The 25,604-nt window shown below is 67.6% G+C and carries 18 protein-coding genes; 7 read left to right on the top strand and 11 right to left on the bottom strand.

From position 1 onward, the window contains the following. Positions 1 to 316 precede the first annotated feature (316 nt). From AKI39_RS23895 to AKI39_RS23880, 4 genes are all read right to left on the bottom strand, one after another. A complete protein-coding gene (locus AKI39_RS23895; RefSeq protein ID WP_066641601.1) occupies positions 317 to 1,213 on the bottom strand; it encodes a succinate--CoA ligase subunit alpha in 897 nt (298 codons plus the stop codon). After that, complete coding sequence (locus AKI39_RS23890; RefSeq protein WP_066641599.1) at positions 1,210 to 2,373, bottom strand: ATP-grasp domain-containing protein; 1,164 nt, start codon at positions 2,371 to 2,373, stop codon at positions 1,210 to 1,212. The genes AKI39_RS23895 and AKI39_RS23890 overlap by 4 nt, the downstream gene beginning before the upstream one ends. A gap of 3 nt (positions 2,374 to 2,376) precedes the next feature. Continuing rightward, a complete protein-coding gene (locus AKI39_RS23885) occupies positions 2,377 to 3,405 on the bottom strand; it encodes a Bug family tripartite tricarboxylate transporter substrate binding protein (RefSeq protein ID WP_083229033.1) in 1,029 nt (342 codons plus the stop codon). A gap of 116 nt (positions 3,406 to 3,521) precedes the next feature. After that, positions 3,522 to 4,697 (bottom strand): acyl-CoA dehydrogenase family protein, encoded by a 1,176-nt coding sequence (locus AKI39_RS23880; RefSeq protein WP_145925368.1) that lies wholly within the window; start codon positions 4,695 to 4,697, stop codon positions 3,522 to 3,524. Positions 4,698 to 5,064: 367 nt separating this feature from the next. Between AKI39_RS23880 and AKI39_RS23875 the strand changes: the two genes are divergently transcribed. Then, complete coding sequence (locus tag AKI39_RS23875; RefSeq protein ID WP_066641597.1) at positions 5,065 to 6,474, top strand: DUF1254 domain-containing protein; 1,410 nt, start codon at positions 5,065 to 5,067, stop codon at positions 6,472 to 6,474. Positions 6,475 to 6,485: 11 nt separating this feature from the next. On the opposite strand, the gene ubiA is transcribed toward AKI39_RS23875, so the two are convergent. Together ubiA and AKI39_RS23865 are read right to left on the bottom strand one after the other, a co-directional pair. Further along, a complete protein-coding gene (ubiA, locus tag AKI39_RS23870; protein WP_066641595.1) occupies positions 6,486 to 7,415 on the bottom strand; it encodes a 4-hydroxybenzoate octaprenyltransferase in 930 nt (309 codons plus the stop codon). Positions 7,416 to 7,425: 10 nt separating this feature from the next. Beyond that, positions 7,426 to 8,631: an aminotransferase-like domain-containing protein gene (locus AKI39_RS23865; protein ID WP_066641594.1), complete on the bottom strand. Its 1,206-nt coding sequence runs from the start codon at positions 8,629 to 8,631 to the stop codon at positions 7,426 to 7,428. A 281-nt stretch (positions 8,632 to 8,912) separates the two neighbouring features. Between AKI39_RS23865 and AKI39_RS23860 the strand changes: the two genes are divergently transcribed. The 6 genes from AKI39_RS23860 to AKI39_RS23835 all read left to right on the top strand — a co-directional run bounded on the left by AKI39_RS23860 (position 8,913) and on the right by AKI39_RS23835 (position 20,553). After that, the gene (locus AKI39_RS23860; protein WP_066641593.1) at positions 8,913 to 9,401 is read left to right on the top strand and encodes a GAF domain-containing protein; all 489 of its coding nucleotides are present in this window, start codon (positions 8,913 to 8,915) and stop codon (positions 9,399 to 9,401) included. Between the two features lie 283 nt (positions 9,402 to 9,684). Next, positions 9,685 to 10,614 carry a 4-hydroxy-tetrahydrodipicolinate synthase gene (gene dapA, locus AKI39_RS23855; RefSeq protein WP_066641592.1) on the top strand — a complete coding sequence of 310 codons (930 nt, stop codon included), beginning with the start codon at positions 9,685 to 9,687 and terminating at the stop codon, positions 10,612 to 10,614. A gap of 77 nt (positions 10,615 to 10,691) precedes the next feature. After that, a complete protein-coding gene (locus AKI39_RS23850; protein ID WP_235610704.1) occupies positions 10,692 to 12,518 on the top strand; it encodes a GMC family oxidoreductase in 1,827 nt (608 codons plus the stop codon). A 166-nt stretch (positions 12,519 to 12,684) separates the two neighbouring features. After that, positions 12,685 to 13,899 (top strand): hypothetical protein, encoded by a 1,215-nt coding sequence (locus AKI39_RS23845; protein ID WP_145925367.1) that lies wholly within the window; start codon positions 12,685 to 12,687, stop codon positions 13,897 to 13,899. Then, positions 13,896 to 14,894 carry a hypothetical protein gene (locus AKI39_RS23840; protein WP_066641589.1) on the top strand — a complete coding sequence of 333 codons (999 nt, stop codon included), beginning with the start codon at positions 13,896 to 13,898 and terminating at the stop codon, positions 14,892 to 14,894. Before AKI39_RS23845 ends, AKI39_RS23840 begins: the two co-directional genes overlap by 4 nt. 448 nt (positions 14,895 to 15,342) lie before the next feature. After that, complete coding sequence (locus AKI39_RS23835) at positions 15,343 to 20,553, top strand: autotransporter outer membrane beta-barrel domain-containing protein (protein WP_066641585.1); 5,211 nt, start codon at positions 15,343 to 15,345, stop codon at positions 20,551 to 20,553. A 72-nt stretch (positions 20,554 to 20,625) separates the two neighbouring features. Here AKI39_RS23835 and AKI39_RS23830 read toward each other — a convergent pair whose 3' ends face one another. The 5 genes from AKI39_RS23830 to AKI39_RS23810 form a co-directional block, all read right to left on the bottom strand. Next, positions 20,626 to 21,633 (bottom strand): HpcH/HpaI aldolase/citrate lyase family protein, encoded by a 1,008-nt coding sequence (locus AKI39_RS23830; RefSeq protein ID WP_066641583.1) that lies wholly within the window; start codon positions 21,631 to 21,633, stop codon positions 20,626 to 20,628. After that, complete coding sequence (locus tag AKI39_RS23825; RefSeq protein ID WP_066641581.1) at positions 21,630 to 22,751, bottom strand: HpcH/HpaI aldolase/citrate lyase family protein; 1,122 nt, start codon at positions 22,749 to 22,751, stop codon at positions 21,630 to 21,632. Before AKI39_RS23825 ends, AKI39_RS23830 begins: the two co-directional genes overlap by 4 nt. Continuing rightward, complete coding sequence (locus AKI39_RS23820) at positions 22,744 to 23,532, bottom strand: ABC transporter ATP-binding protein (RefSeq protein ID WP_066641579.1); 789 nt, start codon at positions 23,530 to 23,532, stop codon at positions 22,744 to 22,746. Before AKI39_RS23820 ends, AKI39_RS23825 begins: the two co-directional genes overlap by 8 nt. A 36-nt stretch (positions 23,533 to 23,568) precedes the next feature. Continuing rightward, entirely contained in the window at positions 23,569 to 24,810 is a 1,242-nt protein-coding gene (locus AKI39_RS23815) for an amino acid ABC transporter substrate-binding protein (RefSeq protein WP_066641577.1), read from the bottom strand. Between the two features lie 81 nt (positions 24,811 to 24,891). Next, positions 24,892 to 25,599, bottom strand: a complete 708-nt coding sequence (locus tag AKI39_RS23810; protein ID WP_066641575.1) for an ABC transporter ATP-binding protein — start codon at positions 25,597 to 25,599, stop codon at positions 24,892 to 24,894. Between the last annotated feature and the right edge of the window lie 5 nt (positions 25,600 to 25,604).

Here is a 25,604-nt window from a genome sequence, read left to right as displayed (position 1 = left end):
TGCCAAGCACACCGCCCGTCCCAACGGCCAGTGAATAAGGCACAACGGAGTCCGTCGGGGGTGAGGCCTGTCGAAGCCGGCCCGTTGAGTCCGAGCGAGCGGGTGCCGAAGGGAGCCGAGGCGCGGACACCATGAAGAAAAATCCCACCCCCCAACGCCCGGCGGACGAGGACAGCGACGCGGTGTCCGGCCCCCGCGGGCCGGACCGGACGATCGGGCCGGCTTCGACAGGCCTCACCCCCGACGGACGGCATCAGCACTTCACCGCCCGACGGCATCACCACCCCACGCGCGCCAACACCCCCCGCAAACCAAATCACCCACGAAAACAACAACGAACCACCTCCCCCACCACCCCATCGATGCTCGTATGCACCCCAACCCCCACCCCTCGCAAAGCCGCCTGCTTACTCCCCAAGCTCCCGGAGTTTCCATGTACCAAGGCCCCCGCATGCCCCATGGTCACGCCTTCCCGCGCCTGTGCCCCCGCCAATAACGCAAACACCGGCTTCGCAAACCCCGTAAGCGCGATCGCCTTGGCAAGTTCCTCTTCTTCCGTCCCACCGATCTCGCCGATCACCAGGACCGCATCCGTATCGTCACGCGCCCCAAAGAACGGCAGCAGGTCCGCGAAACGCGTTCCCTTCACGAGATCGCCGCCGACCCCTATCCAGGCACTCTGCCCCACCCCCCGGCGCGCCAGCCGATAGCAGGTTTCATAAGACAGCGTCCCACTCTTGGACATCACACCCAACCGCCCCGGACGCAGCGATACATCCGGCAGGAAGCCTAGCTTGATGCGTCCGGGCAGGCATAGGCCCGGCGTCGATGCGCCCACCCAGCACGCGCCCGCCGCGTCCACCATGCGCTTGACGTGAAGCGCGTCGTGCACCGGAACGCCTTCCGCAACGGTCACCACCAGCCGGATGCCCGCGTCCAGCGCTTCGCGTACGGCGTCCTTGACCGCCAGCGGCGGCACCATCGCAATGGATGTTGTCGCGCCAGTCGCCTTTACCGCGGCCGTGCAGTCCGGATACACCGGTACGCCATCGACATCCGTCTGCGGCGCCGACCTGCCCGCCGAGGTCCCCGCCACGATCCGCGTGCCGTAAGCGCGCATCATGCCGGTATGCTTGCGCGCCGCGCGGCCGGTGATGCCTTGTACGAGTACCGGCGTATCGCCGTCCAGCGCCAGGAGTGGATGCACATTCATGGGTTCTTCGCCGCCTTCACCAGTTGCGCGGTGCGCGTCAACGCCGCTTTCAGGTCCTCTTCCAGGAAAATCGCCATCCCCGCGCTTTCCAGGATCGCGCGCGCTTCCTCCTGGCCATTGCCCACCAGCCGCGCCACCACCGGCAAGCCTTTCAGCGTCGGCGTTTGCGCCAGGGCGTGCGTCAGCAAGCGCGCGAATTCGCCCAGGTGCGTGATGCCCGCGAAGATATTCACCAGCAGCACCTTGATCCCGGCGCCATGCCGCATCGCGTCGAACACCCGCAGCAGGCGATGCGGATCACCACGCATCTGGCCGGTGCGGATGTCCAGGAAATTGAAGGCGCTCAGGCCTGTCTCGGACATCTGATCCACCAGCATCATGCTCAGCCCCGCACCCGTGGTGATCAATCCCACCTCGCCGCGCGGATCCAGTTCCACGTAGTCGAAATCTTCCTCCAGCTTGAAGGCCGTCTCGGGATAGGCGCGCGCACGCGCGCGGACCAGCGCGGCCAGGCTATCGTGGCGGGCCAGTGCGTTGTCGTCCAGGATGATCTTGGCGTCGCCTGCCAGCCACGTGCCGTCCTCGCGTACGAACAAGGGGTTGATCTCCAGCAGCAAGGCCTCCATGTCGAAGAACGCGGCGGCCAAGGGCTGGGCCGCATCGCGCAGCGCGGCACCGCTCACGCCGCCGATTTTGTCGGCAAGCGCGCGGGCGGCTTCCGCCACGGCGCGGGCTTCGGGTGCCGCCACGGCGGTAAGCACGGCATCCGGTTGGCCCGCGAGCGACTCGATATCGACGCCGCCGGAATCCGACATCAGTACACGCACGCCCGCGCCTGCCGGGTCCACCATCAGGCTCAGGTAAACCTCGCGCCCCCCGGCGATGCGTTGTTCCACGCGGCATCCTTGCACCGCGTGTCCTCGGATCGAAGCATGTGCCAGCGCGCCTGCGTGCGCCTCCACCTGCGCGCGCGTATCCGCCATCCGGATGCCGCCGGCCTTGCCGCGGCCGCCCACCGGCACCTGCGCCTTCACCACCCACGGTCCCGGCGGCAGCTGCGCGGCGGCACAGGCGGCGGGGTCTTCGATCAACACACCCGGCGCCACGGCGATGCCGCGGTCGGCCAGCAACTGCTTGCCATCGTGTTCCAGCAATAGCATGGCTTACTGTCCCGGTTTGGCGGCCAGGCCGATCTGCTTGACGATCGCGCCCCACTTCGCCTTCTCGTCGCGCATCATGTTGGCGAACTGCTCGCCGCGCACGTCGGTGATCTGCGATCCGTCGTTGGCGAACTGCCGCTGGACTTTCGGATCCGCCAGGACCTTGCTGACCGCGTTGTCGAAAATCTTCACCACCTCCGGCGGTGTGCCGGCGGGGGCCAGGAAGCCATACCAGATGGAGGCCTCATAGCCTTTCAGGCCCGGCGTGTCGGCCACTGGCGGTATGCCGGGCGCCACGGGCGATGACGCGGGGCCCGTGATCGCCAGCGGGCGCAGCTTGCCGCCGTGGATCAGGGGCAGGGCGGTGGGAATGCCGGCGAAGTACATCTGCACCTGGCCGCCGATCAGGTCCGTCATCGCCGGGCCGCCGCCCTTGTAGGGGACGTGCAGGATATTCAATCCCGCCATGGACGCGAACAGCGCGCCGGCCAGGTGCGTCGGGCTGCCGGTGCCCGCGGAGGCATAGGTCAGGCCGCCCGGCTTGGCCCGCGCGGCGTTCACGATGTCGGCGGTGGTCTTGTAGGGCGAGGTGGCCGCCACCACCAGCAGCATCGGGTTGTCCGCCACCGCGATCAGCGGGGTGAAGTCCTTGGCGGGATCGTAGGGAAGGTCGGCCTTCATGTTCGGGCTGATGGTCAGCGCGCCGCTGGAGCCGAACAGCACGGTATAGCCATCGGGCGTGGCCTTGGCGACATAGGCGGCAGCGACTTCCGCATTGGCGCCGGGCCGGTTTTCCACGACCACGGCCTGGCCCAGGTTTTCGCCCAGCTTGTTGGAAATCATGCGGGCGATCAGGTCGTTCGGGCCGCCGGGCGGAAAGCCGACGATCACCCTGATCGGTTTGTCGGGATAGGCGGCATGGGCCATCGTTGGCGCGCCGGCGGCAAGCAGCGCGCCGCCCAGCAAGTGCAGCAGCACTTTTCCCAATGCGGCGCGCCGGCCAGGCAGGAATGTCAGGAAGGTTCTTCTCATGCCTTGTCTCCATATTGACGGAATGCATCGCGAACCGTTCTTCTAGCCGGCCATCTGCGTGCCGGTCGTACTGCCTGATGTGCACGCTCGGCGCATGTCGCCTCGCCGCGACGCGTCTAAACGTACAGCTCCGTCAAGCCCAGGATCCCGTCCGGCTCCCCGGCATGGTCCATCAGCTTCCTGCCGATCAGGTCCTTCAGTGTTTCCGTGGCCCCACCGCCCAGCGTGCCGTAGCGCGCGCCGCGATACAGCCGCGACACCAGGTACTCGTCGGTGAAGCCGTAGCCGCCATGCACCTGTATCGCTTCACTGGTCACGCGCAGCGACATTTCGTTGGTGGTGATCTTCGCCACCGCGGCCAGGAAGGGATCCGGAAATGGATCGGCCGACAGGCAGGCGCGGTACAACAGGCCGCGCGCGGCCTCGATATCCCGATACATGTCGGCCAGCTTCCAGCGTATGCCCTGGAAGCCGCCGAGCTCGCGCCCGAAGATCTGCCGCGACTTGACGTAGGACAGCGCCTCATCGAATGCCCCCTCCGCCAGCCCCAGCGAAATGCTGGGATTCAGGCAGCGCTGGGTGTTGAACGCCGTCAGCAGTTCGCGAAATCCGTCCTTGCGGATGACCAGGTGTTCCAGCGGCGCCTCGCAGTCGTTGAACTGCACTTCATGCAGGTTTTCGCCGCCCATGGTGTGGTACGTACCGGTCACCTGCAGGCCCGGCGTGTCGCCGTCCAGCAGCACGCAGCCTATGCCCTCGCGTCCCGGCATGCCGTCGATGCGGGTAAAGATCACGAACATGCCGGCTTCGCGCGCGCGGCTGATCAGGGTCTTGGTGCCGTTGACCACGATGCGCTCGCCCTTGACCACCGTGTTGGTGCGGTAATTGGCGACGTCCGTACCGGCGTGCGGTTCGGTCATGCATACCGCCAGGATGCATTCGCCGGTGCAGACCTTGGGCAGGATGCGTTCGCGGATCGCGGGCGGCGCGTACTTGGCGATGACGCGCGTCTGCACGCCGGCCTCGCCCAGCACCGCCATCGCCGTCACGTAACAAACCTTGGCGATCTCTTCCAGGATCAGCGCGGTGTCGAAGATGGGCAAGCCCAGGCCGCCGTATTCCTCCGGCACGGACATGCCCAGCACGCCCAGCTCCGCGAGCTGCCGGATGTTTTCCCAGGGAAAGGTGCCGTCCATGTAGCGCAGGCCGCGCGGCCGGAATTCGCTTTGGGCGAGCTGACGCACGGTATCGATCATCTGGCGATGCTGCGCGGCGGTCTGGGGATCCATCATGCGGGGCTCCTGCAAGGACGATGCAGGCCATCATAGTGAGGGGCAGGGAGCCGCACAACGGACGGTTTGTGAGGGCTAGCCCAAGGTTTTGTTGTGCTGCGGCGCGGCGTGCCGCGGGCCTGGCGCCGCCACGCGGGCACACTGGGGCGCCTGCGTACCGAGCCTGCCGGTGCCGAGGCCTTCGGGAGCATGTGCGCGGGCCGGGTCGCGCCGCAAGCGATGCGGGCAAGCGGTGTGACGCCCCGTTCTGGTCCGGGCGGAGTCATCCTTTTATGCATCCTTTCCGGGATGGGTTGTAAGACTTTCGCCCAGTAGAATTTTCCCGAACCGCGCGGAATGTCCGCGCGGCACCGGGGGGCAAGTCCGCATGCCGTTGCGTCGCCGTCTTGTCGTGGTCGCGCTCTGTCTGGTCGCCGCTTGGGCCATGCCCGCGACGGCGGCGTCGGCGCTCGATACCGGCCAGGCCCGCGACATCGCCGCCGATGCCTATGTCTACGCTTATCCGCTGGTGCTGATGGACGTCGCGCGCCGCGTGCAGACGAATGTGCAATCGCCCGATACGTCGTTCGGCAGCGGCGCGCCGCTCAACCGCTTCACGCGCATGAGCCGCGCGGCGGACCCTCTGCTGCACGGCCTGCCCTATCCGGACATCGATACGCTATGGTCGCTTTTGTGGTTCGACGTATCGAAGGAGCCGCTGCTGGTCGAGGTGCCCGATGCACGGGGCCGCTATTACTCGCTCACGCTGGCCGATATGTGGTCGGACGTCTTCGCCGCGCCGGGCAGCCGCACGGCGCAGGACGGCCTGCGGGTGTATGCCATCGTGGCGCCCGATTGGCACGGCAAGCTGCCCAAGCCAGCCGAGCTGCTGCGCGCGCCGACCAGCGCGGGCCTGTTGCGGCTGCGGGTGGCGTACCGGGGGATATCGGACCTGAGCGCCGCGCAGGGATTCCAGACGGCCGTCGAGGCCACGCCGCTGTCGCGCTGGGGCAAGAAGACGGTGCCCGCGGACGGCCATTTCGACGTGGCGCTGTCGCGGCGCCCGGCCGTCGAGCAGGTTGCGGAAATGAAGCCGCAGGAATTTTTCTCTACATTCGCCGAACTGGCCGCCCGCTATCCGCCGCATGACGGCGACGGCCCCATGCTGCAGCGCATGGCGCGACTGGGCCTGGCGCCGGGTCAGCACTTCGAGCTGTCGCGCCTGCCCGCCGACATACGGGCGGCGGTGGAGGCGGGCGTGCTGCGCGGGCAGGCCAGTGTGCGGTCCCCCATCCAGCCGCGGCCGCAGGGTGGCGATGCCTGGCGCATGCCGCAGCGGCGGCTGGGCAGCTACGGCACGGACTACCCTTTGCGCGCCCGCACTGCGCGGGTGCAGATTGCCACGCCCTTGCCGGAAGACGAGATCGTGTTGCGCGCGTCCGCCGATTCGGATGGCCGGCCGCTGGATGGCAGCTTCCGGTACGAGGTGCGCTTCGACCGCGGCCAGCTGCCGCCCGCCGATGCGCTGTGGTCGATGACGCTGTACAACGACCGCCGTGAGCTGTTCGACAACCCGATCAACCTGTATGCCGTGGGCACCCGCCACCCGCTGACGCCCGCGGCGGACGGCACGTGGACCGTCTATGTGCAGTATGCGCAGCCGGCGGGCGAACAGGTGCGGAATTGGCTGCCCGCGCCGCAAAGCGGGCGCTTCACCCTGATGCTGCGCCTGTACCAGCCGCGCGAGGATGCCGCCGAAGGATTATGGACGCCGCCGGCGATACGGCGGATTCAATAGCGGGTGATGATTCAGGCCGCCAGGCCGCCGAACACCGACGCGGCCACCAGCATCACGCCTACCCACAGATTGGCGCGGAACAATCCCAGGCCCAGCTCGGGACGATCCAGGTCCAGCTTGGCGAGCTGCCAGGCCAGGTGCGCGCCGATCAACACCATGCCGACGGCGTAGGGCCAGCCCAGGCCGACGGCATGGCCGCCCCATGCCCACAGCGCCAGCGTGGCGATATAGAAACCGGCGATCCAGCTCTTGCCCGCGGCGCCGAAGCGCAGGGCGGTGGAATGCAGGCCCAGCCTGCGGTCGTCGCGCACGTCGATATAGGCGTAGATGGTGTCGTAGCCAATCTGCCACAGGATGGTGCCGATGTAGACCGCGACCGCGCCCAGCGGGACTTCGTTGCGCGTGTCCGACCAGGCCATCAGCATGCCCCAGTTGAAGCACACGCCCAGCACCGCCTGCGGCCAGTAGGTCACCCGCTTGCACAGCGGATAGATGGCCACGATGGGTAGCAAGGCCAGCGCCAGCCAGCGGCTCATGGGGTTGATGGGCAGCAGCAGCGAGGCACATACCGCCAACTGCGCGAACAGGAACCACAGCGCCTGCCGCAGTGTCAGCTGGCCGCTGGTCAGCGGCCGGTAGCGCGTGCGTTCGACATGCTTGTCGATGTCGCGGTCGAAGATGTCGTTGATGGTGCAGCCGATGCCGCGCATCAACAGCGCGCCCAGCGAAAACACCAGCACCCGCCAGGGCGCGGGCCAGCCGCCGGCCGCCTGGGCCAGCGCGGCCACTGCCGGCAGGAGCGTCAGCCACGTGCCGATGGGGCGGTCCAGCCGGCACAGCCGCGCATACGGCCCCCAGGAGCGCGGCAGCCAGCGGGCCACCCAGTCGTCGAACTCGATGTCGTTCAGGTCGATGCGGCCGCTGGGTTGCTGCGTGGACATGCGGACGACCTCAGCCCAGTTGCGCCTTGATCAGACGGCCCAGCGTGGCCATGCCGCTGCGGATTTTCTCTTCCGGCACGGTCACGAAGCTCAGCCGCAGCGTGTTGCGCGGCGCCGGCGCATTGGCGTAGAACGGCTGGCCCGGCACGAAGGCGACGTTCTCGGCGATGGCCTGTTGCAGCAACTGCGTGGTATCGATGCCTTCCGGCAGCGTGACCCAGATGAACATGCCGCCCTCGGGCCGCGTCCAGGTCGCGGCGGCGGGAAATTCCCGCTGCAGCGCGTCCAGCATGTAGCCGCATTGCTTGCGATAGAGCTCGCGCACGGTCGGCAGGTGCTGGGCCAGGAAGCCATCCTTGACGATTTCGTACACGGCCATTTGCGTCAGCGTCGACGTGTGCAGGTCGGTGGCCTGCTTGGCCTGCACCATCTTGTCGATCAGTTTGCGCGACGCGACGATATAGCCCAGGCGCAGGCCCGGGGCCAGCACCTTCGAAAACGAACCCATGCGGATGATGTGCGCGCCGACGTCGGTGCCCAGCGAGAGCAGGCTGGGCTGCGGCTCGCCGGCGTAGCGCAGTTCGCCGTAGGGGTCGTCTTCCACCACGGGCAGGTTCAAGCGGGCGGCCTGCTGCACCAGCGCTTCGCGGCGTTGGCGATCCAGCGTACGGCCGGTGGGGTTCTGGAAATTGGGCAGGGCGTACAGGAAGCGCGCGCCCTGCGCGGTGGCCGGCGTCAAGGCTTCCGGCACCAGGCCGCCTTCGTCGGATGCCACGGATTCGTAGCGCGGCTGGTACAGGCTGAAGGATTGCAGCGCGCCCAGGTAGCTGGGCGTTTCCACCATGACCTTGCTGTCCTTGTCGATGAGCACCTTGCCCAGCAGGTCCAGCGCCTGTTGCGAGCCGGAGACGATCAGGATCTGTTCCGGCGTGACGCGGGCGCCCTTGCTGTTCAGGTCGTCGGCGATCCAGGCACGCAGCGGGCTGTAGCCTTCGGTCGGACCGTATTGCAGGGCGGCGCGGCCGTTCGAAACCAGTACCTTGTCGAACGCCTGGCGGACGACGTCCACCGGGAAACCGCCGGGAGCCGGCAGGCCGCCCGCGAAGGAGATGACGTCCGGCCGCTCGGTGACCTTGAGGATCTCGCGGATGGCCGAGCTGGTCAGCTGCAGGGCGCGTTCAGAAAAAGTGCATTCGGGTTCGAAAGGCTTGTCCATGGAGGGTAGGCTTCAAAGAACGGGGTAGGTACGGGCCACGTTGCGCGGCCGCCGGAACGCCGTGCCGGGGTTCGCGGCCGTGAACAAACCAGGGCGGGAAACCAGTGACGGGGAGGTGCGGGGGCAAACGAGGGACGGCAAAGCGGTATTCTCCCACTTTTTGCCGGCACGCCCTGGGGGCCGCCCGGCTTGCGCGCCGGAAACAGGACGGTCGCGGACCGTCCCCCGTTTATGATTACCGCCGGCGGCGCCGGCGCGCCATCCGCCTGGAGTCATACGCCATGTTTTCCGCTGTTCCCTCCTCCGCCGCCACCAAGGCCGGCCGCTATGCCGAACTGATCGAACAGGCGCGCGGCCTGCTGGCCGGCGAACACGATCGCATCGCCAACGCGGCGAATTTTTCGGCGCTGGTCTACCAGTCCCTGCCGGATCTCAATTGGGCCGGCTTCTATTTCTACGATGGCACTGAATTGGTGGTCGGTCCTTTCCAGGGCAAGCCCGCCTGCGTGCGCATCGCGCTGGATCGCGGGGTCTGCGGGGCCGCGGCCAGCCAGCGGCGCACGCAGCTGGTGCCCGACGTACACGCATTTCCCGGCCACATCGCCTGCGATGCCGCCTCGCGGTCGGAAATCGTGGTGCCGCTGGTGCGCGGCGGCGAATTGATCGGGGTGTGGGACGTCGACAGTCCGCTGCCCGGCCGCTTCGACGAGGACGACCGCGCCGGCATGGAAGCGCTGTGCGAGGTCTTCCTGGCCAGCTTGCCGGCATAAGGCTGCGCGACGATGGGATGTTCGGGTTCCCGCTGTGCAGGTATGATCACGGCCATGACGACCGCCGCTTTCCTTGCTGTCCAGGCCCATGCCGCCGGCATGGCGGACGCCTGCGCGCGGATCGTCAAAGCCAAAAAACAGCCGCTCATCTGACCGGAGCAGCTGTTCCGTCAGAAGAGCGACGGAACAGCGGCAGGGCGGGCCCCCTTCTTCATCCGGTCCTTCTCCATACGTATCCGACGCGCTTTTAGCGGACCTCCATCGGTCTTGCATAGGAGTCGATATGGATACGCCCAACCTCGCCACCCAGCCCCTCCCGCCCAGCGCGGCCCAGCGCGCACCCGCGTTCCGCGGCATCTGGGTCCCGCTCGTCACGCCATTTCGCCACGGCGAAGTCGACCCGGGCGCGTTGCGGCGCCTGGTGCGCCACTACCGCGACGCCGGGGTGCACGGGCTGGTGGCCTGCGGCAGTACCGGGGAAGCCGCCGCGCTGGATGCCGGCGAGCAGCTTCTGGTGCTCGATACCGTCCTGTCCGCGGCCGATGGCCTGCCGGTGGCGATGGGCCTGTCGAGCAATCACCTGGGCCAGGCGCGCGACCGCCTCCGCGAGTTCGGCCAGCGGCCGCTGGCCGGCGTGCTGGCCAGCGCGCCGGCTTACGTGCGGCCGGCGCAGGATGGCCTGCGCCTGTGGTTCGAGACGCTGGCGGACGCCTCGCGCGTGCCGCTGGTGCTGTACGACATTCCCTACCGGACCGGCGCCACGGTGGAAACGTCCACGCTGCTGGCGCTGGCCTCGCATCCGAACATCGTGGCGATCAAGGACTGCGGCGGCGCATTGGACAAGACCATCGCGCTGATCGCCGACGGCCGGCTGGCCGTCATGGCGGGCGAGGACTTGCAGGCCCTGGCCACCCTCGGCCTGGGCGGCGCGGGCGCCATCGTCGCGTCCGCCCATGTGCGCCCGGATCTGCACGTGGCGATGTTCGACGCCGCGCGGGCCGGCAGCTGGGATCGCGCGCGGGCGCTGTTCCATGCCCTGGCGCCGGTCATCCGCCTGCTGTACGCGCATCCGAATCCGGGACCGGTCAAGGCGGTGCTGGCGGCGCTGCACGATTGCGAGGACATGCTGCGCGCGCCGATGACCGCAGCCGGCCCGGAATTGCGCGCCGCGCTTGCGGCCGCCATCGCGGCCTTGCCGCCGGCATGCAAGTGATCTACAACCACATGATCCGCACCGGCAAGCACGCACACAAAGGCACGGCACATAAGCGGATGCATGGGAGACAGGCGATGAAGGTGGCGAGAGGCGGGCAACCGATAGCGCGGCCGATGGGGCAGCCGATAGGGCAGCCGGTCGCGCGGACGGCCGGTCCGGCAGGCGGCGCATCTACCCGGGAAAGCGGCGAGACAGCGGGCGGCCAGGCAGGCGCCGGCGCGGACGCGGGTTCGCCCGAGCGCCTGGCGTTCGACTACATCATCGTCGGCGCCGGCTCGGCCGGCTGCCTGCTTGCCAATCGCCTGTCGGCCGATCCGCAGACACGCGTCTTGCTGCTGGAAGCCGGCGGGCGGGACAGCTGGCACTGGATCCATATCCCCGTGGGATACCTGTACTGCATCGGCAACCCGCGCACCGATTGGTGCTACCGCACCCAGCCGGATGCCGGCCTCAACGGCCGCGACCTGGGCTATCCGCGTGGGCGGGTGCTGGGCGGCAGTTCATCCATCAACGGGATGATCTATATGCGGGGCCAACGCCAGGACTACGACGGCTGGGCGGCGGCCGGCAATCCCGGCTGGAGCTGGGATGACGTGCTGCCGGTGTTCAAGCAGACCGAGGACTACCACGGCGACGCCGGCCCCTATCACGGCAAGGGCGGTGAATGGCGGGTCGAGCGCCAACGCCTGTCGTGGGACCTGCTCGATGCCTTCCGCCGCGCCGCGGCGCAGGCAGGCATTCCGTCCATCGATGATTTCAATCGCGGCGACAACGAAGGCTGCGATTACTTCGACGTGAATCAGCGGCGCGGCGTCCGGTGGAACGCGGCCAGCGCTTTCCTCAAGCCCATCCTGAAGCGGCCCAACCTGCGCATCGTCACGGGCGCGCACGTCACCCGCCTGGCTTTCGAGGGCCGGCGTGCCGTGGGTGTGCGTTTTCGCGGCGAAGCGGGCGGCGAACAGCTGGCGCGTGCGCGCGCGGAAGTGATCCTATGCGCGGGTGCCATCGGCTCGCCGCAGCTGCTGCAGGTATCCGGCATCGGCCCGGGGCCCTGGCTGCAATCGCACGGCGTATCCGTGCTGCATGATCTGCCCGGTGTCGGCGCCAATCTGCAGGATCACCTGCAATTGCGCATGATCTACAAAGTGACCGGCGCGAAGACGCTGAACGCCATCGCCGGCACCTTGTGGGGCAAGGGAATGATGGGCCTGCAGTACCTGTTCATGAAGCGCGGGCCGCTGACCATGGCGCCGTCGCAGCTGGGCGCCTTCGCGCGTTCCGGGCCGGAGCACGCGCGCGCCAATGTGGAATACCACGTGCAGCCCTTGTCGCTGGAGAAATTCGGCGAGCCGCTGCATGCCTTCCCGGCGTTCACGGCCTCGGTGTGCAATCTACGGCCCACCAGTCGCGGCCATGTTCGTATCGTCAGCCCGGATGCCGCCGACCATCCCCACATCCTGTGCAATTACCTGTCCACCGATGAAGATCGCCGCGTGGCCGTGCAAAGCCTGCGGCTGACGCGGCGCATCGTCTCGCAGCCCGCGCTTGCCGAATACCAGCCGCGGGAATACCGTCCTGGTCCGGAATTCGAAAGCGACGAGGACCTGGCGCGCCTGGCCGGAGATATCGGAACGACGATTTTCCACCCCGTCGGAACGTGCAGGATGGGCGCCGACGCGGGGGCGGTGGTGGACGCGCGCCTGCGCGTGCATGGCGTGGAAGGCTTGCGCGTGATCGATGCATCCATCATGCCGACCATTACTTCCGGCAACACCAATTCGCCGACGATCATGATCGCCGAGAAGGGCGCGCAGATGGTACTGGAGGATCGTCGCGCGTTTCGGCGCGGGGACCTGGCCACTGAAGCAATAGGCGAACACGCCGATGCCGCATCCGCATAGCGTCTTGCCACGGCGCTAGGTCGACAAGGCGTTGCGCTGCTCCGCGGTCTTGCGCGGTTTCTTGTCACGGCCCATCGATCCGCGCATCCGGATCGGACCTTTGTCCCGGAACGTAATCGTTGCCTCGTGTACTCAGGGGGCTTCGCCAATCATTCCATGTTCCGAGATGCTAGAGACAAACACCTCCGCCGCTGCCGGCGCCGCACATGCTTTGGTTCCACAACTGCCCGACGGCATCCAAGCCGATCCTGCGAACGCACAACGTCTCCAGGATCTGCTGGAGTCCACGGCCCAGTATGTCGACGCGGCAACGACAAGCGCGTTCGGTGCGGCCCAAAGCGTGGCGATCGAAGGCCTGGCACCGAACATACTGCGCCAGTCAACCATACAGGGCGACGCCGCGCTGCGCGAACAAATCGGCATTTGCTGGGCCGGGCTGCTGAAAGACACCCGTCCGGACACCAGGGAGCCGCCCGCCAAACCTGGTTTTCACCCGCCCTTCGATCTGCTGGCTGACCTGGTCGGCGCGATGGGCGTGAAGGCCTTGAAGTGCAACGTCTGGCCCCTGCCGCCACGAGCGCCCGACGCTTCCATGGTGGAGCACTGGCAAGACCATGTCATCGGCCAACTGTCCGAGGACGGTGCCATCAAGCTTGCTTGGCAACCAAGCCGTGGTGAGCCGCCTGCGGTCCTGCTCAAGGTGGCGCAGGCCTATCTGAACAACCACCCGGAGGAAACGCCGGAAAGCTTCTTCAAGCCGCTACGCGACCTGATGGAGAACGAAATCGCCATCCCGCCCGGCCTGGCGCGCGCGCTTGATGGCGATTTGATCCCCTTCGACATGTTTCGCGATTGGGTCTCGACCAGCACCGCCGACATCGATCGATTGCGTGGGCTTCGGGACCAGGCTTACGCTCGCGGGGAGTCGAATGGTCCCACTCACAGGGACCTGGGATGGCGGCTTGGCTCTGGGGAGGGTTTCGCCGCGGCGTTTTCTCCGTTGACCCTGAGGCTGGTCGATGCCGGCAAGCTTACCCCGGCCCGTTTGGCGCAATGGGTAGGCCTGGACACCGGAAGCGCCGATGGCAACGTACCCCCGGTCAAGGAGAGAAGCCTTGTCGCGAAATACCTGTTGCGTGAAGAGATCGCGCAGGCCGTGCCCGATGCCAGGGAAGTGCGCGATCCCGAGATACTGGTCAAGCTGGCGAACGCGGGTGTACCGGTATCACACGTCGCGGCGCTTCTTTCGGTGGGGAATGTGATCGCCTGGTCTGAAATCGAAGCCGAGGCGGACCGTATGGTGGAGCGCTACAAGATCGCGAATCCACACCCCGACCACACCGTGAACAGGCGCGGGGCGACCTTCGTAACGACACAATGACCAGACTGACCAATCCGCTGCTCAAGTCACGGGTAGACGCCGTGCTTGAGGAAACCAAGGGTCGCCTGGATCCGCTGCGCGACGAGGCCGAGGCCCGGATGGCGTCATATGTGCGGATGGCGCGGTTGGCGCCCTTCGCGAACGCATGGATGGTGTCGGCGCCCTCGGACGGTCCGCTGCTGTGGTCATCACTGCCTTTCAAGGCGCGTGTGGAAAGCTGGGACGCCGCTGGCCTGGTGGTCAACCAGCAATATTCGGCAGGCCGCTTGCTTGTCAACGGCCTGGATGAAGCCAGCGCGCGTGCGATCGTACAGGCCAATGCCGCCCATCCGGAGCGCTTGCAGGCTTGGCAGGGCTGGGATGCCGGGATGGATCTGCGCCCCTGGTTGGACGGAGCGATGAAACAGGCGGTGCAGCGGTGGCTGACCGACCCGGATGTTCCGGCGGAAGTACTTGCCTTGCTGCCGGGCATGATTCGCTGCGATCTAAGCGTCGATCAGATCGATGGGCTGATACGTTCGTCCACTTCCATCACGCGCCTGGATGCGGTCTTCAGCCCGCAAGCCCAGACGCCGATGCGCATCGGCGCGGGCTTGCTGACGGCTGCCGCGCTGTATGAACAGGTGAATGATGGCGACATCAGCGAAGAGGAGTTACAGGAAGAAGCGCACAAGGCCCAGGAACTCTCCCGGCTGCGGCAGGCGGCATCCCGTGCGCGCGACCAGTTGCGGGCCCGGCTTCACGCCATGGAAGCCATCCGTGCACAGACGCCGCCTGATACGCCCGAGGCGGCGCAGTGCGATGGCTGGATCCAGGCGTGGCGTAGCGCCAGCGACGGCTTGCGCGAACTTCTCCAGTCGCCATTGGAAGACCGGCTGCGAGACCACCCCACCGAGGTCGAAGAAGCGCTGTCCAAGGTGTTCAACACGCTCGCTTTCACGTCGGTGGCGGCGCCGGATCCGAACAAGGTGGAAACCCCGGCCTTGCGGGCTTGAGTCGTTTTTCTCCGCGCCGTTAAGCACGCCCGCGCTACCCGGCGCCGCGCCAGGCTTCCGCGCGGCACCGGCCGGGTTTCTCCGAGGTGCGCGAGTATCGTGCCGCGGCACGCGGCGCGACGCCGGCGCCACACACGCGCCACCGGCCGCTTCGCGTAGGGCGAACGGATGTTCGCTCGCGTATGTCCTAGGGCGTTCGCCCTGACCATTTGCTTAAGCGGCCGCCTTACGGCCGTCCGCCGCCAGAGGCCGTCCGCGCGGCCTTCATCCCTGCCTACAACCCGGCTCATGCGGCGCGTGCTCAGCCGCCTTGCCGACGCCTGTACGTCGTAGACCGAATCGTCAATTGGTTACGAGACGATTCACCCGAATCATGGGCCAGCGCCTTCGCTCACGCCGAACTACGCCAAGCGGAGGTCCTCCACCGTCTGAAATGGCAGGCCCGAACATGAATCTGTTCCACAAGACAGTCTGGAACTCGGCCAGGCAGCAATACATCGTCACGTCGGAAGTCGCGCGTGGGCGCGGCAAATCGGCATCCACTTCCTGCAGCCGGGCGCGCCGTGCGCTATCCGTGCGTGCGGCATTGCCCGTCCTGTCGCTGATGGCGGCGGGCATGCTGGCCGCAGCGCCGGCATCGGCGTCCAGCTGCAAGACCGGCACGGCGGACCAAACCGCGCCCGTCGGCGGCCAGTGCGCCATCGCGGACTACAACCCGCCGGGCAGCAACGGCGGCGTGGGCGAGGCCGTGGTGAACAACGGGCAGACCGTGACCTTGCACGGTACCTCCGTGGTCGGCACCGGCTACAACGGCAACACCACCGTGCCGGCGAATACGGTGAACGTGGTGTCCGGCACCTTCGATTCCCGTGCGCTGGTCATCGGTACGCAGACCGTCGCCGTCAGCGCGCGCAATCCGGCGACCGGCACCAACGTGGTCTTCCATGCCTTCGATTCCGCGTCCTTCGCGGGCCCGTCGAACGCGGCCACGCCGGTCAACCAGTTCGAGGACGTGAATGGCGACATGTACTACAGGGCCTCGCTGGGCCGGGTGGAAAACACCGGCGGCACCCTGAACGTCAAGCTTGGCGCCACGCCGGCCGGCTCGCCCTCGTCCAATTCCATCTTGATGGTGTCCAAGCAGACCTACCTGACGTCCGCGGATGGCAGTGGCAACGCCGACAGCCGCATCGTCTGGCGCTCGCGCAACCAGATCGATATGGGCATCGATCCCGGGCTGCCTACGCCGGACGCCAACGGCCGCCTGACGGTGACCGTGCCTGTGACGACCTACGCCGGCACGGTGCACTTCAACGGCGTGGACTACACGGTGACCAACGCGGCGCAGCTGGCGGCCTATAACAACGTGCTGGTCGATGCGCTGAAGAATGGCCTTCTGACATCGCAGCTGGCGTACGACACCGCTTTCGCGCAGGCCTTCACCACGGTCGATACGCCGGTCACGTACATGACCAACACGTCGGACGGCGATCTGACCCGCGTGCCCAATGGCGACCGGTACGCCATCCTGGCCGGCGGCGCGCGCGGCAGCGCGACGATCGCGGCGGGCGCGCAGTTGGACATGGTGCGTGCTTCCGGCGCGGTGAAGGCCACTGACGGGGCCACCGTGACCAACCACGGCATTTTGTCCGGCAATGTCATCCAGCAGGTCGCGCGGGTGGAAAGCGGCGCGCATTTCGTCAACGCCGCCAATGGCGTGGTGTCGGCAGGCTACCTGGCCGGCGACAAGGCGAACACGGCGACGGACGATCTGTTCTATTACACCGGCTCGGGCATCATCGCGACGGATCCCGGCACCACGGTGCTGAACAGCGGCGTGGTGAATGTATCGGGGATGAGCTTCAACGGCTACACCACCACCGGGATCGGCCTGGCGAACGGCGCGGCGGGCACCAACAACGGAATCGTGAATGTCGGTGTCAATCCGGGCTACACGGCCAAGGTGGTAGGCGTGAACGTCAGCGGCGCCAGCAGCTTCACGAACGGCGCGGGCGGCACGATCTATATCGGGCGCGCCGCGCAGTACGCGGCAACCGACGCCGTGCCGGATGTGGCATTCGCGGGACCGACCTATGGCGTGCGCATCCTGGACACCGGCGACACGGCCGTCAACAACGGCCAGATCGTCATCGGGTCGCAGGCGCAGAACGCCGTGGCGATGTATTCGACGGCACCCTTGAATTCCCTGTTGCAGAACAATGGCACGATCACGATCAATGGCGCGGCCGGCGGTGTGCCCATGGCCAACATCGGCATGCTGGCGGACGACAACGGCGCGGCGGGCACCGGCGCCATCGTGCGCAACGCCGGCACCATCGACGTCAATGGCGTGAACGGCATCGGTCTGATGGTGAACGCCGATCCGGGCATCGCGGCGAACGCGGAATCGACCGGCACGATCAACGTCAACGGCAACGCCGATCCGGCCAGCGGCACGCGCAATTTCGGCGTCTGGGTGGACGGCGCGCAAGGTGTCGCGTCCGTCAGCGGCGCGGTCAACCTGGGCGGCACGGGCGCCATCGGGGTTTTCGCGCAGAACGGCGGCACGATCAACGTGGCGGCGGGGTCGGTGCCACGCTTCCTGGGCGGCACGGACCAGATCGGCTTCTTCGCGGCGGGTCCGGGGTCCACCATCAACGTGTCGGCCAGCACCATGACGGTGGATACCGAGCACGCCACCTTGTTCCGCGTGGCCGATGGCGCCAGCTTCACGGGCGCGTCCGTGGCCGGTGCCTTCGACACGACGGTCTCGGGCACCGATGCGCGCGGCGTGGTCGCGACAGGCGTGGGCACCATGCTGTCGACCGACAGCTCGACGTGGCGCGTGACCGGCGCCGCGGGATCGGCGGGCGGCGCGGTGGCCATCGTGAATGAAGGCGGGGCGACGGGCACCATCGACGCCGGCACGCGCATCATGCTCTCCAGTGCCGGTGCCACGGCCGGTATCGTGGACGGTCAGGGCCACGACCTGACGGGCGCGGCCACGGGCGATGCGGTCGCCACGACGCTGAACAACAATGCGGCGATACAGTCTTCCACCGATGGCGTGACGGGCTTCGTGGCCCGCAATCTGGGCACGCTGGTCAACAACAACGCCGTGACACTGGCCGGCAGGTCGTCCATCGGCGTGGTGGTGGGCGCGCAAGGCACCGTGCGGAACAATTCGACGATACAGGTGGCGCACGGCGACGGGGCGCTGGTGCAGGGCGCCAATGCGATCCTGGTCAACAACGGCGTGATCCGTGCCGACGACGGCAACGCCGCCGTGCACCTGACCGGCACGGGTGCGTCAGTGGCATTCTCCGGCGCCGGGCTGATCCAGGCGCAGGGCAGCGCGGACGGCATCCTGCTGGATGCGACGGCCGCCGGCGGCAGCGTGGTGGGCACGGCGGGCAGCATCGTGGTGAACGGCACGGGGATGGCGCTGGACAACCAGGCCCCCGATGGAGTCATCGCGCTGACGGACACGAACATCGCGACCAGCGGTGCGGGATCCGCCGGCATCAGTTCATCAGGGGCCAATGCCGACGTGCTGGTCACGGGCGGGCGCATCGACACCCGCGGCGCAGGGGCCGCCGGCATCCATGTCAGCAGCGTCGGCACCTTGCAGCTGTCGAACGCGACCATCGTCACCGCGGGCGACCTCGCGCCGGGCGTCATGCTGGATAGCGGGGCGACGGCGGCGCTGATGGGCGGGTCGGTGTCCACCACGGGCGCGAGCGCCCCGGCCTTGCAGGTGGAAGGCCCGACGGGCGCGGCCACCGTCAGCGGCACCTTGCTGCACAGCGCCGCCGGCCCAGGCGTGCTGGCCAACGCCGGCGGCGCGGTCGCCCTGAACAACAGCACCGTGCAAGGGGGGACGGCAGCCATCGCGGTGACGGACACCGCGGGCACCGGCAAGGTATCGACGATCACGGTGACCGGCGGGACGCTGGCGGCGCCATCCGGCAATGCGATCGAGGTGAACGGCGCGAAGGCCAACATCAGCGTACGTGCGGGTACGGTCATCACGGCGGCATCCGGCACGCTGTTGAACTTGACGAACGCCAGCGTGGTGAACCTGGACACGCAAGGCGTGACCCTGAACGGGGACTTGATCGCGGATGCGTCCAGTAGCGGGTCGGTGGCCCTGCGCAACGGGACGACCCTGACCGGCCGCATCGATCCGCTTGCGGTCAGCATCGACGCCGGCAGCGCATGGAACGTCACGGCCAGTTCGGAGGTGGCCGCCTTGTCCAACGCCGGCACCATTACCTACCTGGCACCGACCGGGGATCCGACGCAGTCGTCCAGCTACAAGACGATCACCGCCAGCAGCTACACCGGCGCCAACGGGACCATCGCGCTGAATACGTATGTGGCCGGCGATGGCGCGCCATCGGATCGCCTGGTGATCAACGGCGGCAGCGCGACGGGGACGACGGGGCTGCGCATCGCCAACACCGGCGGGAAGGGTGCGCGCACCACGGGCGACGGGATCAGTCTGGTCGCCGTGACGGGCGGCGGGACCACCGCGCCGGGCGCGTTCCAATTGGCTGCGCCGGTGCAGGCGGGCGCCTATCAATACCTGCTGTACCGGGGGGGCAGCACGAGCGCGGACGATTACTTCCTGCGCTCGTCGCTGGGCGGGCCGGCTTCGCCGGGCGATCCGGCGCCGGCGGGTCCCGCGGCCTATCGCCCCGCGGTGGTGGGCTATGCGCTGATGCCGGCACTGAACCTGGACTATGGGTTTTCCATGCTGGGTCGGCTGCATGAGCGCGTGGGCGATGTGTATGCCACCGAGCAGAACCAGAAGGGCAACAAGAACGGCTTCTGGGGGCGCATCGGCGGGGACGGCCTGAACGCCGATTCGGGAAGCCGCTTCTCGGTGGACCAGCACACGTTCTTCATGCAGTTCGGCAAGGATTGGACGCTGTCGCAGTCGGACGAGGGCGGCAGCACGCATGCGGGGGTAACGGCGACGCTGGGCGTCTCCAGCGCCGATTTCAAGGACGGCAAGCGGGATCTGAACCCGACGCTGTCGGACAAGGCGGGCAGCGCGACGACACAGGCGCAAAGCCTGGGTGGCTATTACACGAAGTACTGGCGCGACGGCAGCTATTGGGATTCGGTGGCGCAGGTCACGCACTATCGCAACAAGTACGACGATGTGTATGGCAACAGCGGCAAGCAGGACGGTTTCGGGATCGCGTTGTCGCAGGAGGTAGGCAAGCCCTTCTCCTTGATGTCCAAGCTGGCGATCGAGCCGCAGGCGCAATTGGTGTACCAGTACCTGAACCTGGACAGCTTCGATGATGGCGTATCCCGGGTGTCGGGCAATAGCAGCAATGCCTTGCGCGGACGCTTGGGGTTCCGGTTGTTCGCGCCCAACCTCAAGACGGAGGATGGGGCGGGATCGGGCACGCCTTACCTGACCTTCGACGTGCTGCATGACTTCGTGCCGCCGCGCGCGGTGACGGTGGGGGGAACGTCGGTGCGGTCGGATTTTGGTCGGACGTGGGGAGAGGTGGGGTTCGGGATCAGCGAGGTCGTGGGCAAGGGCGGGCAGCTGTATGCGACGGTGAAGCTGGCGAAGAACCTGGGCGGGGAGGAACGGCGGGGCGTGTTCGGGCAGGTCGGGTATCGGTATAGCTGGTAGGGGAATTCGGCGGCCAGCGTGTGCCATAGCACCGTGATCGTGGAACAGATGAGCGGTTGCGTCGCTGCCGGCTCAGGCCTTCGGCACCGCCATGCGCTCGATCAATGAGTGGCGGTGTTGCAAGTGCGCGGCCTGCTTCAGGTGGGCCATGTCCACCAATACGCCGTCATCACCCACCGCGCCTTGGCCGGAACGATTCGTTTCTTCGATGAGCCGGGTGACACGCGCCGCCCAGTCCAGCTGGGCCTGCGTGGGTGAAAAGGCTACGTTCGCCAGATCGATCTGGGTGGGATGGATGGCCCATTTGCCTTCGAATCCCAGCGCGGCGGCGCGGGCCGTGGAGGCCCGGTAGCCGTCGATGTCGCGAAAGTCGGTGTAGGGGCCGTCGATGGGGCGCAGGCCGTGCGCGCGGCAGGCGTTGGCGATGCGCGCCATGGCGAAGTGCCACTGGTCGTTCCAGTGGCGTTGGCGCGGCGCGTCGCCGACGGCGCTAGTCAGGATGGCGTAGCGCTCGCTGGGCGTTCCGAATACCTCGTCGTAGGTTCGCATGTCCACCGTGTAGTCGCCGACGCCGAAGATCATGGCTTCCAATCGTGGCGATGATTGTGCGATGGCTTCGGCATTGGCCACGCCCAGCGCGGTTTCGATCAGGACTTCGATGCCGATGCGCTTGGGACGCCCGGTTTCGCGTTCGATCAGCGTCAGCAGCTGGTCGACGAACTGCACGTCGAAGGCGGCGCCGGCCTTGGGCAGCAGGATCAGGTCCAGCCGGGGGGCCAGGCGGGCCACATCCAGGATGTCGCGGTGCGCCCATGGGGTGTCCAGGCCGTTCACGCGCACCGCCATCGTTTTGTTGCCCCAGTCGATGTCGTTGAGCGCGGCCACGGCGCGTGCACGGGCCGCGTCCTTGGCGGCGGGCGCGACCGCGTCTTCCAGGTCGAGGAAGACGACGTCCGCGGCGCTGGCCGCGGCCTTGGCGAAGAAGCGCGGGTTGGTGGCGGGAACCGCCAGTTCGGAACGCTGCAGGCGTTCCGGCCGGTGGGTGTGCGAGGCGGCTTGGCGGTAGGGGTGCGCGGTCATGATGAAGATCCCGGATGGCGAGCGGTTGACGGGGGCTGTGCGCTGCTTGCTGTTGTGGAACCGATCGACTGGGGCTGCGCAGTGCCTGCCGCTGTTGAAGCGGTCGATTGGGATGCCGCGGTATCTGCCGTGGAAGCTGGCGGCCTGCCGCCGGCACGCTGTCGCAGGGTTTCGGCCAGGCGCAAGAGGCGGCGCGCGGGGGCGACCAGGTCGACGGCCACGAACAGGCCGTCCACGGCGCTGGTGCCGTGCCCGAGCGCCAGTTGCGCCTCATAGGCCGCGATCAGGCGCTGGGCCCGCGCGATTTCAGCGGGCGAGGGCGAGAAGACGTCGTTGACGACGTCGACCTGGTTCGGGTGGAAGACGACCTTGCCGGCGTAGCCCATGGCGCGCGCGGCCAGCGCGTCCTGGCGGGTGGCCTGGGCGTTCCTGACGTCGCCGAAGAAGGCGGCGTCGATGGCCTGCATGCCCGCGGCGGCGGCGGCCGCCGCGATGACCGAGCGCGGATAGTGCAGCGTGGCGTCGGTCACCTCCGCCCCCAGGGCGGAGGTGTAGTCGCCCGAACCGAAAAACAGCGCGGTGGTGCGCGGCACGGCATCGGCGATGTCCAGGGCGCGCAGCACGCCGCGCGGGGTTTCGATGAGCGCGATCAATTCGATGGGCCGGTCGCGGCCGCGGTCGGCGTGCAGGGCGGACAGGCGGGCGTCGACCTCGCGCAGCATGTCGGCGGATTCGACCTTGGGCACCATGACGGAATCGATCCGGTCGAAGGGCAGGGCGGCCAGGTCATCGGCGCCGTAGGGCGTATCCAGCGCGTTGATGCGCACGCAGCGTTCGAGGCCGTCGGGATGTCGTCCGCGCTGATCGCGGCCGGCAGGCGGTTCGCGATCGCCGCGGACACCATGTGGTCCGGGATCGAGGCCGGCGGCAGGGGGTGCCTCTGGCGCGCCCAGGACGGCGGCCATGCATCGCCGCGCGTGCGCTTTCTCCGCCGGCGGTACGCTGTCCTCCAGGTCGTAGACCAGGGCGTCGGCCCCGTACGCCGCCGCCTTGCGCAGGCGGTCTTCGCGGTTGCCCGGCGTCATGAGCATCGTGCGCCGCAGGCGGGGATCAGGCATCCAGGGCCTCCGCGTCGTGGGCCGCCGCGACCAGGCGGTCGATTTCTTCCGGGACCTCGCCCAGGAACAGCCGTTGCACGTTCGGATTGTCCAGCAGCTCGCGCGCGGGGCCGGCATAAACGACCTGGCCGGTATGCATGACGTAGCCGCTGTCGGCGATCTGCAGGGCGCGCGAGGCTTTTTGTTCGACCATGATGATGGTCAGCCCGGACGCCGCCAGCTCGACCAGTTTTTCGAAGACGGCATTGACGAATTTGGGCGAGAGGCCCAGCGAGGGCTCGTCCAGGATGATGGCGGTGGGGCTGGTCATCAGCGCGCGTGCGATGGCCAGCATCTGCTGTTCGCCGCCGCTCATGGTCCCGGCCAGTTGCCGCATGCGCTGGCCGATGATGGGAAAGGAGGCGACGACGCGTTCCAGGGCCTGGTCGATGCGTTTGCGGTCCTTGCCCAGGATGTAGGCGCCGATGTCCAGGTTTTCGCGCACCGTCATGTCGGGCAGTACGATGCGGCCCTGCGGAACGAAGGCCAGGCCGCGCGACAGGCGCTTGTGCGGGGCCTCGGCGGTGACGTCGGCGTCGCCGATCAGCACGCGGCCCTTCCATGCGGGCAGCAGGCCGGCCGCCGCCTTGATGGCGGTGGATTTGCCGGCGCCGTTGGATCCGATCACGGCCGTGATGCCGCCGCGCGGAAAGCGCAGGTTGGCGTTGCGCACCACGGGCACGTCGCCGTAGCCCGTGGTGACGCCCTGCATTTCCAGGAAGACGGGTGGTTGCGCGTTCATGCGATGCTCCCCAGGGGACTTGCGTCCCCGTCCGTATCAACGCTTGTTCCAAGGCGGCATGGGAACGACCGCGTCGGCCGTCTTCACGTCCAGCGGCATGACGATCTCGCGCTTGCCGTCGCGCACCTGCACCAGCAGCCCGGTGACGCCGACCTGCTTGCCGGTTTTCGGATCGACCTTGTGATGGCCCATGACCGTATCGACTTCCAGGGTGGTGAGCACGTCGCGCAGCTTCTCCTGGTCCAGCGATCCGGCGGCCTTGACGGCGGCTTCCATGACGGTGGCGCCGGCATAGGAGAACGCGGAGTAATAGCCGGGATCGCCCTTGTAGGTTTGCTGGTATGCCTTGACGAATTCCTCGTTGCCCTTGGTCTTGAGCGACGGCTCGTACAGGGACATGCCGAAGGCGTAATCGCCGTCCTTGCCGGAGGCCTTCAGGAAATCGTCGATGGAGACGCCGTTATGGACGAAAACCTTGGGCAGGTAGTTCGAGGCCTTGAACTGGCGCACCATTTCGATGGCTTCGTTGGGATAGCCGACCGAGACCCAGATATCGGGCTGCAGCTGGCGCGCCTGCGCGATCATCGACGAAAAGTCCGTGGTGCCGGCGGGAAAGAATTCCGAGGCCACGACCTTCAGCTCGCGCTTTTCCGCGATGGCCTTGATGGATTTCTCCATGTCGCGCGCGGCAGGATAATCACGGCCGAAGAAGGCGACCGTCTTCAGGTTGTGCTGCTCGGCCAGCGGGCCGACGCTGGCGACGTAGGCGCTGATGGGCGCGGCGGTCTGGAAGACGTATTTGTAGCCGCGTTCCTGTATCTGCTCCGAAGCGCCGCCGGAGTTGAAGAAAATGCGCTTGTGGCGGTTGGCCACCCCCGATGCCGTGGCGGCGGAGGCCGAGCCCCATGGGCCGAACAGCAGGTCCACGTTGTCGTCGGTGATCAGCTTTTCGTACAGGCGCGCCGCGGTCGCGGGGTCGCTGCGATCGTCGTAGACGATCAGCTCCACCTTGCGGCCGAGCAGCCCGCCGCGCGCATTGACCAGGTCGCGCCACAGCGCCACGCCTTCCCAATAGTGCTTGGCGCTGTCGGCCAGGTTGCCCGACTGCGACAGGGCGACGCCGACGCGTATCGGCTTGCCATCCTGGGCCAGGGCGCCGCCCGCCAGGCCGGCGGCAGCCGCGGCCACGGCGAGCGTGGCCGCGGCCCTGGCGGCGCGCCGGCCGACCAGGCGGCGCAGCACGGGGGCCAGGCATTTATCCAGCAGCTGCTTTTTCATCGTGTGTCTCCTCCGGTGGGTGGGCAGCCCGCCCATGCGGGCCGGCGGCGTGGGTGGACCGTGGTACCGGCCCTGGCGCGGTCAGAAATACGCTTCCTTGACGCGTTCGTCCGCGCGTATGGCTGCAGCATCGCCGTGCGCGATGACCTGGCCTTCGGCCAGTACGTACAGGTCGTCGCAGATTTCCAGCACGATGCGCATTTCGTGGTCGATGAAGAACACCGTCAGGCCTTGCTCGCGCAGCACCTGCAGGCGTTCGACGATGCGGTTCTGCAGGCGCGGATTGATGCCGGCGAAGGGTTCGTCCAGCAGCATGACGCGCGGCCCCAGCATCAGGGCGCGGGCGATTTCCACCAGCTTGCGCTGGCCGTAGGAAAGCTCGGCGCCCCACTTGTCGCGCAGCGCGCCGATCTCCAGGAAATCCAGCAATTCCAGCGCGCGCTGCACGGCCTGCGCGTCGGACAGGCGGTGCGCCACCGCGACCAGGTTTTCCAGCACCGTCAGCTCCGCGAATAGCCGCGATATCTGGAAGGTGCGTCCCAGGCCGCGCCGGCATATCTCCGCGGGTGACGTGTGCGCCAGGTCCTTGCCGTCGAACAGCACGCGTCCGGCGTCCGGCGGCAGGGTGCCGGCCACGATATTGAACAGCGTGGACTTGCCCGACCCATTGGGGCCGATCACGCCGGTGATGGAGCCCCGCGCGATGCGCAGGCTGGCGCCGTCCAGCGCCACCCGGCCGCCGAAGCTCTTGCGTACCTCTTCCACCACCAGGATGTCTTCCTGCGCCATGCGAG

Origin of the sequence: Bordetella sp. H567, assembly GCF_001704295.1 — a bacterium.
In the GTDB taxonomy this organism is placed as follows: Bacteria; Pseudomonadota; Gammaproteobacteria; order Burkholderiales; family Burkholderiaceae_B; genus Bordetella_C.
This window is presented reverse-complemented; position numbering and strand designations above follow the sequence as displayed.